Origin of the sequence: Microbacterium sp. CJ77 (genome assembly GCF_002911615.1) — a bacterium.
In the GTDB taxonomy this organism is placed as follows: domain Bacteria; phylum Actinomycetota; class Actinomycetes; order Actinomycetales; family Microbacteriaceae; genus Microbacterium.
The window spans coordinates 237,490-249,337 of the sequence record NZ_PQBR01000006.1 but is presented as its reverse complement, the minus strand read 5'-3'; the positions used below and the strand labels follow the sequence as shown (position 1 = coordinate 249,337).

At 69.6% G+C, this 11,848-nt stretch carries 7 protein-coding genes and 1 other RNA gene; 3 read left to right on the top strand and 5 right to left on the bottom strand.

What is annotated here, in order from left to right; all coding sequences use genetic code 11:
- Positions 1-49 precede the first annotated feature (49 nt).
- The 5 genes from C2868_RS01910 to ffs form a co-directional block, all read right to left on the bottom strand.
- Positions 50-2,605, bottom strand: a complete 2,556-nt coding sequence (locus C2868_RS01910) for a glycoside hydrolase family 65 protein (RefSeq protein WP_103662806.1) — start codon at positions 2,603-2,605, stop codon at positions 50-52.
- Positions 2,606-2,661: 56 nt separating this feature from the next.
- On the bottom strand, positions 2,662-3,423 hold the full coding sequence (locus C2868_RS01905; RefSeq protein WP_103662805.1) for a beta-phosphoglucomutase family hydrolase: 762 nt from the start codon (positions 3,421-3,423) through the stop codon (positions 2,662-2,664).
- A 78-nt stretch (positions 3,424-3,501) separates the two neighbouring features.
- Positions 3,502-4,779, bottom strand: a complete 1,278-nt coding sequence (locus C2868_RS01900; protein WP_103662804.1) for an acetate/propionate family kinase — start codon at positions 4,777-4,779, stop codon at positions 3,502-3,504.
- Positions 4,776-6,905: a phosphate acetyltransferase gene (gene pta, locus C2868_RS01895; RefSeq protein ID WP_103662803.1), complete on the bottom strand. Its 2,130-nt coding sequence runs from the start codon at positions 6,903-6,905 to the stop codon at positions 4,776-4,778. The genes C2868_RS01900 and pta overlap by 4 nt, the downstream gene beginning before the upstream one ends.
- 25 nt (positions 6,906-6,930) lie before the next feature.
- Positions 6,931-7,027: signal recognition particle sRNA small type (gene ffs, locus C2868_RS01890), an RNA gene on the bottom strand.
- A gap of 285 nt (positions 7,028-7,312) precedes the next feature.
- Here ffs and C2868_RS01885 point away from each other — a divergent pair.
- The 3 genes from C2868_RS01885 to C2868_RS01875 are packed head-to-tail and all read left to right on the top strand — an operon-like array spanning position 7,313 to position 11,827.
- Positions 7,313-8,281 carry a MoxR family ATPase gene (locus C2868_RS01885; RefSeq protein ID WP_103662802.1) on the top strand — a complete coding sequence of 323 codons (969 nt, stop codon included), beginning with the start codon at positions 7,313-7,315 and terminating at the stop codon, positions 8,279-8,281.
- Complete coding sequence (locus tag C2868_RS01880) at positions 8,278-9,558, top strand: DUF58 domain-containing protein (protein WP_103662801.1); 1,281 nt, start codon at positions 8,278-8,280, stop codon at positions 9,556-9,558. Before C2868_RS01885 ends, C2868_RS01880 begins: the two co-directional genes overlap by 4 nt.
- On the top strand, positions 9,545-11,827 hold the full coding sequence (locus C2868_RS01875) for a DUF3488 and transglutaminase-like domain-containing protein (protein ID WP_181003316.1): 2,283 nt from the start codon (positions 9,545-9,547) through the stop codon (positions 11,825-11,827). Before C2868_RS01880 ends, C2868_RS01875 begins: the two co-directional genes overlap by 14 nt.
- Positions 11,828-11,848: the final 21 nt, after the last annotated feature.

Here is an 11,848-nt window from a genome sequence, read left to right as displayed (position 1 = left end):
CGGCGTGGCTGTGACATCCGAACCGCTGACGACATCCGGACCGCGCCCCTCAGGAATCGGCGCCGAGGTCCGCGTCGTCTCCGACCCCGAGCCCGCCCGCGCTTCCGACCGGGATCGGCCCGGTGAGGATCGGGATCGCCGTGGTGACGGTGGGCACCGACGCCGAGAGCAGCGTGCCGTCTTCGCGCCGGATGTCCTCGAACTGCTCGATCGTCGGCCGCCCCCCACGCACGGGGCCCTGACCGGCGAGCTCCACGGAGAGCGTCTCGCCCGGTGCGACGACGTACTCGGTCCCGCGCACCGAGAAGGCCACCGGCTCCCCCTCGCCCTCGTCGAGGCGCAGGGTCAGTGCCTCGCGCGTGAGCGTGACGTTCAGGTGGGCGTCGTGCCAGCGCAGCGTGTACGACAGCTCGGGCCACGACGCGGGCAGCCGCGGATCGAACGACAGCTCGCCGTAGTGGTCGCGCATGCCGCCGAACCCGCACACGAGCGCGGTCCACACTCCACCGGCCGAGGCGACGTGAACGCCGTCCGACGCGTTGTGATGCAGGTCGCCCAGGTCGACGAAGATCGACTGCTCGAAGTACTCCAGGGCCAGGTCCTGGTACCCGACCTCTGCCGCGAGGATCGCCTGGACGACCGCCGACAGCGTCGAATCGCCCGTCGTCAGGGGGTCGTAGTACTGGAAGTCGGCCAGCTTCTCTTCGGCCGAGAAGTGGTTGCCCTGCAGGAAGAGCGCGAGCACGACATCCGCCTGCTTGAGCACCTGGAAGCGGTAGATCACCAGGGGGTGAAAATGCAGCAGCAGCGGGCGCCGCTCGGCGGGGGTGTTCTCGAGATCCCACACCTCGCGCTCGAGGAACAGGGAATCCTGCGGATGGATGCCGAGGGCCGTGCTGAACGGGATGTGCATCGCCTCGGCCGCGAGATCCCACCCCTCGGCCTCGAGGGGGTCGAGGCCCAGGCGATCGATCATCAGGCGGTAGGCATCCGGGGCGTCGTGCTCCATCTCGCGCACGGTGCGCGCGGCGAAACGCAGGTTGAAGCGCGCCATGACGTTGGTGAACAGGTTGTCGTTGACGACGGTCGTGTACTCGTCGGGACCGGTGACACCGTGGATGTGGAACGTCGGGTCGCCCTCGCCCTCGCGCCAGAACCCGAGGGTCGTCCACAGCCGCGCGGTCTCGACCGCGATGTCGATGCCCTCGCGGTACAGGAAATCGACGTCGCCCGTGCCGCGGACGTACTTCGCGAGGGCATAGGTCACGTCGGCGTTGATGTGGTACTGCGCCGTCCCTGCGGCGTAGTACGCGGATGCCTCTTCGCCGTTGATCGTCCGCCAGGGGAAGAGCGCCCCCGCCTCGTTGAGCTGGAAGGCCCGGCGCCGCGCCGCCGGGAGCATGAGCGCTCGCATGCGCAGCGCGTTGCGCGCCCACAGCGGTGAGGTGTACGTGAGGAACGGCAGGACGTAGATCTCGGTGTCCCAGAAGTAGTGCCCGCTGTACCCGGATCCCGTGACGCCCTTGGCCGGAACGCCCTGGCCGTCGGCGCGCGCCGCCGCCTGTGCGAGCTGGAACAGGCACCAGCGCGTGGCCTGCTGCAGGTCATCGTGGCCGCCGATGCGCACGTCGGAGCGCTTCCAGAACGCATCCATCCAATCGCGCTGGCGCGCGTAGATCGATTCGACGCCCTCGAACTCGGCCCGATCGAGCGTGCGACGGCAGCGATCGACGAGCTCGCGCGCGGGCACACCCCGCGACGAGTGGTACGACACGAGCTTGGTCACGGTGATCGGCACGCCCTGCTTCGCCTGGACGCGGAAGACGTTCTTAGCGATGTCGGGCTCGATGAGGGTGCGCGCCTCGTAGTCGTTCTCGGTCTCGACCAGGTGATCGGCCGACACCGCGACCGTCATGCCCGATTCGTTGACCTGGTAGCTGAGGGTCGAGCGAACGCCCTCCTGCCAGTACTCCTGCGGCAGCAGAACCCTGTCAGCCGCGATCCGCTCGGCCTTGCGCGGGTCGAATCCCGCGGCCTTCGCGCGCTTGACCGAGCCGCCGTAGACGTCCTCGCCGTCCTGGCGGTTGATCAGCTGACACGAGATCGTCACCGGGGCATCGGCGTTCAGGACCGTCACGGTCAGGCGCATGACCGCGAGGTGCTTCTCATCGAACGACACGATGCGGTCGAAGTCGACCTGCACCTGCTTGCCGGAGGGCGTGCACCACACCACATGGCGTCGCAGCAGACCCTCCCGGAAGTCGAGCACGCGCTCGTACTCCCGCACATCGGCGACATCGAGCGAGAGCGGCTCATCATCGATGTACACCCGCATGACCTTGGCGTCGGGCGCGTTGACGATCGTCTGCCCGACCTCGGCGAAACCGTACGCCTGCTCCGCGTGCCGGATCGGCCAGGTCTCGTGCAGGCCGTTGATGAAGGTGCCGTGCTCGTGCGCGCGACGTCCCTCGGGCTGATTGCCGCGCAGCCCCAGATATCCGTTCCCGACCGCGAACAGTGTCTCGGTGACCCCCGTGTCCTCTTCCGAGTACGAGGTCTCGACGAGGCGCCACGGGTCGACGGGGAACCGATCGCGATCGATCATGACGGAGGGTGCTCCTTAGCGCGGGTCCAGCTGAAAAAGGGGTGACGGGAAGCAGATCAGGGCACGAGCTCGCCGAGGTCGGTGACCACGAGGTGCGCACCGGCCTTGAGCAGCTCGTCGGCACCGACGCCGCGGTCGACACCGATCACGAGGGCGAAGCCGCCGGCGGCTGCCGACATGACTCCCGAGATGGCGTCCTCGATGGCCGCGGCGCGGGAGGGTTCGACGCCCAGAAGCCGCGCCGCCTCGACGAAGACATCCGGGGCGGGCTTGGACGACAGGTGGTCGCGCTCGGCGATCACGCCGTCCATGACGACGGGGAACCGATCCGTGAGACCCGCGACCTGCAGGACCTCGGTCGCGTTCTTCGAGCTCGAGACGACGGCGATCGGCGTTCCCGCGGCCTGCAGTGCGTCCAGCAGGCGCACCGAACCGGGGTACGCGGTGATGCCCTCGGAGCGCAGCACGCCCGAGAAGACGACGTTCTTGCGGTTGCCGATGCCGCAGACCGTGTCGGCGGTCGGCGGGTCGGACGGATCACCCCACGGCACCTCGACGTCGCGGCTGCGGAGCAGGCTGGCGACGCCGTCGTAGCGCTTCTTGCCGTCGAGGTATTCGAAGTAGTCGCGTTCGGTGTACGGCGGGGTGATGTCCCACGCCGCGAAGAGCTCTTCGAACATCGTCTGCCACGCGTGCATGTGCACTTCAGCCGTCGGCGTGAGGACGCCGTCGAGGTCGAAGAGCACGGCATCGTACGTGGACAGATCGGGCAGAGCGTCGGGCACGGATCCTCCAGGCGACGGTCGGATGAGAGGCATTTCGGACGACACTCGCTCTCGTCGCGATCTCAGCGTACTGGCGGCGCACTCACCCGTGCGACACCCTCGTTCAGCGGCTCAGCCGGCGACCCGCCCGGTCGCTCGACTCCTGACGGCCTGCATGCTCTGCCTCGCGATCTCGAGCTCCTCGTTCGTCGGCACGACGAGCACCGTGACGGGCGACGCATCCGTCGAGATGACACGGATGCCGGGGGCCCGCGCGGCGTTCCGGTCGGGGTCGATCTCCACGCCGGCGAAGCCCAGCGTCGCGAGCGCCTCCGTCCGCACCGAGGCCGCGTTCTCGCCCACGCCGGCCGTGAACGAGATCACGTCGGCACCGCCGAGCTGCGCGAGATAGGCCCCCGCGTAGGCGCGGAGCCGGTGGATGTAGACGTCGAACGCGAGCGCCGCGGCTGCGTCGCCCGCGTCCTTGCGCGCCACGAGATCGCGCATGTCGCTCACGCCGGCGAGACCGAACAGCCCGCTCCGGCGGTTCAGCAGATCGTCGAGGTCGTCGATACTCTTGCCCGCGCGGCGGGCCAGGTGGATGAGCACGGCGGGGTCGAGGTCGCCCGAGCGGGTGCCCATGACGAGCCCCTCGAGCGGTGTCAGACCCATCGAGGTGTCCACGGAGCGCCCGCCGCGGATCGCGGTGACCGAGGCGCCGTTGCCGAGGTGGAAGACGATCTGGCGCAGGTCGGCACCTGTGTCGGCGTCGTCCCGCCCCAGGAACCGAGCGGCCGCCTCGCTCACGAACTTGTGCGAGGTGCCGTGGAAGCCGTACCGGCGGACACGGTGCGCTTCCGCGAGTTCGCGATCGATGGCGTACGTGTATGCGGCAGGGGCGAGGGTCTGATGAAACGCGGTGTCGAAGACGGCGACGTGCGGGATGTCGGGGAAGGCCCGCTTGGCGGCACGGATCCCCTGCAGGTTCGCGGGGTTGTGCAGGGGTGCGAGCACCGAGAGGTCTTCTATGTTGATCTCGACGAGCGGCGTGATCACGGTCGGTTCGAAGAAGCGCGCACCGCCGTGCACGACGCGGTGCCCGACGGCGACGGGAGGTGTCTCGCCGAGGGAGGGACCGTTCTCGGCGAAGGCCTCGAGCATCACGGTGAAACCGGCGGTGTGATCGGGGATCGGCAGCTCACGGTCATAGGTGGCATCGAGCACCGTCGGCACCGGTTCGCCCGCGCGCCCGTGACCGAACCCCGCCGCGGTCACCGTATGGGTCGCACGGCCGACCGCCTCGCCGATGCGCTCGACGAGGCCGGAGGCGAGCAGGTCCTCGGTGTCGACGTCGATCAGCTGGTATTTGAACGACGACGACCCGCTGTTGACGACCAGGATCGCGCTCACGCCTCCGCCTCCCCCTGCGCCTGAATGGCCGTGATCGCGATCGTGTTCACGATGTCTTCGACGAGCGCCCCGCGCGACAGGTCGTTGATGGGCTTGTTCAGTCCCTGCAGCACGGGCCCGATGGCGATCGCGCCGGCGGAGCGCTGCACGGCCTTGTACGTGTTGTTGCCGGTGTTGAGGTCGGGGAAGATGAAAACCGTGGCCCGGCCCGCGACACTCGATCCCGGCATCTTCGCGGCGGCGACCGCGGCATCGGCGGCCGCGTCGTACTGGATCGGCCCCTCGACGGCGAGCTGAGGCGCCCGCTCGCGCACCAGCGCCGTCGCGGCGCGCACCTTCTCGACCTCCGCTCCGGATCCCGACGTGCCGGTCGAGTACGACAGCATCGCCACGCGCGGCTCGATGCCGAACTGCTCCGCCGTCGCGGCGGACGAGATCGCGATGTCGGCGAGCTGTTCGCTGGTCGGGTCGGGTATCACGGCGCAGTCGCCGTACACGAGCACGCGGTCGGCGAGCGCCATCAAAAAGACGCTCGAGACGACCGAGACACCCGGCTTGGTCTTGATGATCTCGAAAGCGGGACGGATGGTGTGGGCCGTCGTGTGCGCGGCGCCCGAGACCATCCCATCGGCCAGCCCGAGGTGGACCATCATCGTGCCGAAGTACGAGACATCCGTCACGGTGTCTGCGGCCTGCGCGTATGTCACGCCCTTGTGTGCGCGCAGCCGGGCGTACTCCTCCGCGAAGCGGTGCACGTGCACGGCGTCGAAGGGGCTCAGCAGCTGGGCGGATGCGATGTCGATCCCGAGCTCGATCGCGCGGTTTCGCACCTCGATCTCTTCGCCGAGGATCGTCAGGTCGGCGATGCCGCGGGCGAGCACTCGGGCGGCGGCGCGCAGCACGCGGTCATCTCCACCCTCGGGCAGGACGATGCGGCGGCGATCGGATCGGGCGCGCTCGACGAGCTGATATCCGAACATCAGCGGTGTCACGACGGTGGCGCGCGCGACGCCGATGGCGCGGAGCAGTTCGGTCGTGTCGACGTGCGTCTCGAACAGCGAGAGCGCGGTGTCGTAGCGGCGCTGCGAGTCCGCTGCGAGGCGACCGCGCGTGTTCATGATCCGAACGGCCGTGTCGTACGTGCCGAGGTCGGTCGTGATGATCGGGAGGGTCGATCCCAGGCCCTCCATGAGACGCATGATCGGGTCCGGCACGGGGAACCCGCCGTTCAGCACGATGCCCGAGATCGAGGGGAACGTGCCCGAGGCGTTTGCGAGCAGGGCGGCGAGCAGCACCTCGGACCGATCGGCGGGGATCACGACGACCGCGCCCTCGAACAGGCGGGGCAGCACGTTGACCATCGACATGCCGGCGACGACGACGCCCAGCGCCTCGCGCGTGAGCAGGTCGGGGTCACCCGCCAGCAGCGCGCCGTCGACCGAGCGCATGATGCCCCGGATGGAGGGCGCCACCAAGAACTTGTCCTCGGGGATCGCCCACACGGGCACGCCCTCGCTGCCGTGCGCCGCCACGGCGCGACGGAGAGCTTCGACGGTCTCGCCGAGACGATCGGGATCGGCACGGTTGGCGACCAGTGCGAAGAGTTCTGCGCGGCCGTGGGCGAGCTCGACGAGCGCAAGGTCGGCGATCTGGCCCATCTCGTCCGGGGTGCGGGCGATGGAGGTTCCGAGCTGTTCGCCCTGCCCCTGGCCCGCTCGACCGCCGAGGACCAGCAGGACGGGTGCACCGAGGTTCGCCGCGATGCGTGCGTTGTATGCGAGCTCGGCCGGGCTCCCGACATCCGTGTAATCACTGCCGAGGATGACGACGGCGTCGCAACGCGCCTCGACCGCTTTGAACCGCTCGACGATCGTGGCGAGCGCGGCCTCGGCGTCGGAACGCACGTCGTCGTAGGTGACCCCGACGCACTCTTCGTAGGGCAGGTCGACACCGTCGTGTTCGAGCAGCATCTCGAGGACGTAGTCGCGTTCGAGCGTCGAGCGCGCGATGGCACGGAAGACCCCGACGCGGGCCATCGCGTGGCTCAGCGTGTCGAGCACGCCGAGGGCGATCGAGGACTTACCGGAATGGCCCTCTGCGGACGTGATGAAGATGCTCTGCGCCACGTCGTCCAGCCTAGGCGCCGCAAGAGAATAAGACTCTCCGCGCACCCGGCAGAGCCTGGTTACCCTTGCTACGTTTCCGTCCTGGGGGAGTTGGCCTGGATGCCGCCGCGCGGAGAGCTGGATCAAGTCTAACCGTCCCCCGGGCGGCGCAGAAAACGAACGGATGCCTCGCACCGTGCGCGTCCGCCGAGAGTCAGGCAACTCCCGGCCCGGGCGCGCTCCCATCGGGTTACGATCGGATAACGCAGGGTCACTGTCGACCCTTCCCACCCGACGACGATCCAGGGGGTCGCATGCCGGATTCACCCGCACCTGCTGAGTTGCTGCACGGGTCTGAGCAGACTCGCACCGATGTACGACGCAGGGTGTCCCCCGCGCCGGAGATTCCGCCCGCACCCCCCGCGCAGATGGATGCGGAACGCTTCGCCGCGCTCACGGGCGCCATCACCTCCGCCGTTTCGAGCGTGATCGACGGCAAGCCCGCCGCCGTTCGCACGGCTCTCGTGGCGCTCCTCGCCGAGGGGCACCTGCTGATCGAGGACGTGCCGGGGGTCGGCAAGACCATGCTGGCGAAGGCCCTCGCGACATCCGTCGACGCGAGCGTGCGACGCATCCAGTTCACTCCTGATCTGCTTCCGGGCGACGTGACCGGCGTGTCCGTCTACGACCCGGCCGAACGCGAGTTCGAGTTCAAGGCCGGAGCGATCTTCGCCCACATCGTGATCGCCGACGAGATCAACCGCTCCTCACCAAAGACCCAGTCGGCGCTGCTCGAGGCGATGGAAGAGGGGCAGGTCACGGTGGATGGCCGAACGCATCCGCTGCCCGATCCATTCCTCGTCGTCGCGACCCAGAACCCCCTCGAGATGGAGGGCACGTACGCCCTGCCCGAGGCGCAGCGCGACCGGTTCATGATGCGCATCTCGATGGGTTACCCGGACGCCGCGTCCGAGGCGCTCATGCTGCGTCAGCGAGACACCGTGAACCCCCTGGTCGCCCTGCGGCCCGTCGTGACGACCGCCGAGGTGTCGCGGATGATCGCGTTCGCCCGCGCCGTGCACATCTCACCCTCGGTCGAGGAGTACGCCGTCGCGCTCTCGCAGGCGACGCGAACGCACCCCGACCTGCGGCTGGGCGCGAGCCCGCGCGCGACGCTCCAGCTGGTGCGCGCAGCCAAGGTCTGGGCCGCGCTCGACGCGCGAAACTTCGTGATCCCCGATGACCTGATCGCGCTGCTCCAACCCGTGTTCGCGCATCGCCTCATCCCGACCCGCAGCGTCACGGGTACGCGTGCTCGGGGCGGAACGGACACCGTCGCCGCGATCATCGACCGTATCGCCGCAACAGTTCGGGTACCGGTCGCGGCACGCTCGTGAAACGGCAGACCTCGAGGAGCTGGCCGCTGACCGTTCGCGGCAGCGGCGCCCTCCTGATCGCTATCGTGAGCTTCGTCGCGGCCCGCGAGCTGGGCATCGTCGAGCTGATGTACATCGGATGCCTCTTGCTCGCCCTGCTCGCCGCCGGTTTCGCCCTGCTGCACATCGGTCGTCGGGTCGGTCAGGCGGAACGAACGCTCCGGCCCGATGTCGTGCCGGTCGGATCCGAGACGCGGGTCCACGCGCGCGTGTCGATGCGGAGCGTTTCGCCGTTCGGCGCGATCCGCTGGACGGACGAGCTGCCCGAGGCACTCGAGGGCGATGCTCGGGGGGATGCGTCCGTTTTCGCGACCCGCTCGGCCGGTGCCGATCAGCCACTCGACATCGCGTACTCGGCGCTTGCCGTACGTCGAGGCGTGTGGAGCATCGGCCCCCTGACCCTGCGGACGACCGACCCCTTCGGGCTCGTCCGACGCACGCACGCCCCGGTCGGCGACACGCGGATCGTGGCGGTGCCCGCGACCATCCCGCTCCCCCATGTCGCGATCTCCGCGGGCGAAGCGGGCGGCGCCCTGCACGCCTCGTCCGACCAGCTCGGGCAGGGTGCCGACAACCTGATCGCCCGCCCCTATGTCCCGGGGGACTCGATGCGTCGCATCCACTGGCGCGTCACGGCACACCGCGACACCCTGATGGTGCGACAGGAAGAGCAGGAGTCGACCCACGCGGCGACCGTGCTGCTCGATCTCGGCGCTCCGCGGTGGGATACCTCGGCGCGGGACGGTACCGGACAGGATCCCGCGTTCGAATCCGCGCTGTCGACCTGTGTGTCGATCGTCCTGCGGCTCGCGCGCGACGGATACCAGGTCGGCGTGATCGACACGGACGGCACGCCGATCTGCGAACCGATCCCCGGCATCGATGCGCCCGAGGACGTCGAACAGATGCTGTTGCGGTTCGCATCCCTCACGTCGCGCCGCCACGACACCCTGCCGGGTCTCGCTCAGCGCTATGCCGGCGCTCAGGCCGGCCCGATCGTTCTGATCACGGGCATCCTGCGCCTACAGGACGCGGACGCGCTGGCACCGCTCGCCCACCACTCGAGCCTCCCGATCCTGCTCGCCGCCACGCCCTCCGCGGATGCCCTCGAGCGCGCTACGCAGGCCGGGTGGCGGACCGCCGCGATCGGCCCCGAAGTCGACCTCGCGGGCGTGTGGTCGGAGGTCGCCGACCGCGGCGCGCACCATATCGATGCCGCAGGCCATGTCTACGCGTGAGGCGCGGCGCCGGCCCCGACCATCGATCGGGCTCGCGCTCGCCGTGCTCGTCGCGGTGTCGACGGCGCTTCTGCCCCTCGCCCGCGTTATCGAGCCGGGCGTGTGGATCGTCGGCTCGTTCGCGATCATCGTCGTCGTGCTGGCGGCCGGATACACCGCACGACGCTTCGGCCTGCCGCCGCTCGCCGTGAGTCTGATCGGGCTCGCCGTGTGGGTGGTCGCGATCACCGCCGTGTTCGCTCGTGGTTCGGCTCTGCTCGGCGTGATCCCGATGCCCGCGACGTTCCGTGAAGTCCCCCTCCTCATCGATGCGGCGATGACGCAGGTGCGCGATGGGGCAGCCCCCCTGGTCGCCGGGATGCCCCTCTCTTTCGTCATCGTGGCGGCCGCGGGTTTGCTCGCGATCGCGATCGATCATGTCGTCGTCACGGCTCGGATGCCCCTGCTCGCCATCGTGGCGCTGATCACCATCTACCTCATCCCCTCCATAGCCGTCCCCCGGAGCATCGACGTCGGCAGCTTCATCGCCTTCGCCGTCGGGTTGCTGCTGCTGCTGGGTGTCGAGACGGCGACACGCGCCCGCGCCTCCAGCGCAGATGGGACTCGCCGCTCCGCCGACGATCTCGCACCGACAGAGGGCACTCGGCGGGGCACGGCCGTCACCGCCGTCGGAGTGGGGGCCGCCGCGCTCGTCGTGGCGATCGTCGCGACACCCGCGCTCCCCGCGCCGGTCCTGGGCGGCACGAGCGTCGTCGCCGTCCGCGGCAACTCGATCGATCCGTCGCTCGATCTCGGTCGCGACTTGCGGCGACCGCAGGACACAGAGGTGCTGCAGGTGCGCAGCGACGCGCCGGCTCCGCCCTACCTCCGCGCCGTGACGCTGTCGCGGTTCGACGGCGACGAGTGGCAGCCCGACCGTGGCCAGACAGCCTCCCTCGACGAGGAGTTCGAGCCTGTCGCGGTCGACCCCGACGTGCCCATCGTCGAATACACCGCCACGGTGCAGGTCGTGAACTACGTGAGTCCGTGGCTTCCGGTGCCCTACCCGGCTGTCGCACTCGAGGGCATCGAGGGCGAGTGGTCGGTACTTCCCCAGAACCGCACGGTCATCTCGCGCTCCTCGTCACCGCAGGGCCAGGACTACCAGATCACCTACGACGTCGCCCGACCGTCCGCCGAACGCATCCGCGCTTCGGAAGCGACCATCGAGGCGAATTCGCCCACGCTCGGCCTGCCCGACGATGACCCCGCCGTGGCCGCCATCCGAGAGCAGGCCCTGGCCGTGACCTCCGCGACGAGCAGCGACTACGACGCGCTCGTCGCCCTGCAACGGTGGTTCCGCGGCCTCGAGTTCGAGTATTCGCTCAACGCACCCGTGCGATCGGGTTTCGACGGCACGGGGCTCGAGGCCGTGCAGGAGTTCCTCGAAGTGAAGAGCGGCTACTGCGTGCACTTCGCCTCGGCATTCGCGATCATGGCGCGCACCCTCGACATGCCGGCCCGGATCGTGGTCGGGTACCTGCCCGGCACGGCGACGAACGAGTCGATCGACGATCAGACGGTCCACGAGGTCTACAGCTCGCAGCTGCACGCCTGGCCCGAGGTTCATTTCGAGGGCATCGGATGGATCCCGTTCGAGCCGACGAACAGCCTCGGCGTGCCGACGGCGTTCGCCTCGTCCGCGACCTCGGGGACGGCCGACGGGTTCGCGGGCGAGGCCGCGCCGCTCGCCTCCCAGGCGCCATCGGCATCGGACGCGCCGAACGAGACGGATAGGACGGATGGCACCGATGCATCGACCGGCACCACCGGCGTCAACGCGGGTCCGCCCATCGGCCTCGCGCTCGCCGTCGTCTTCGTGCTCGCGTTGCCCGGCGTGTGGCGTGCCATCCGGCGGCGGCACCGCCTGATCGTGGCGCACACGGGCGACGCCGCGGCGGCGTGGGACGAGGCATCCGACACCGCCCTCGACCTCGGCATCGCTCTGCCCCGCGGAGAGTCGCCGCGGGTGCTGGGACGACGACTGGTCGACGAAGAGGGAGCGGATGCCGCGGCGATGGCCGTGCTCGTCGCCGCGATCGAACACGTGAGCTACGCGCCGCCGAAGACGAAGGATCCGCGCGCGGCCGAACCGCCGCTCGACGATGCCGTGCGCACCGTCCGTGCGAGCATGCTGGCCGTCGCGGACCGGCGGACGCGTGTCACCGCGGCCCTGATCCCCCGGTCGCTCTTCGGTCGGCGGGCGGCAGAGATGCGAGCGGCACGATAGGATGGTCGGCGGCCCGCGAGG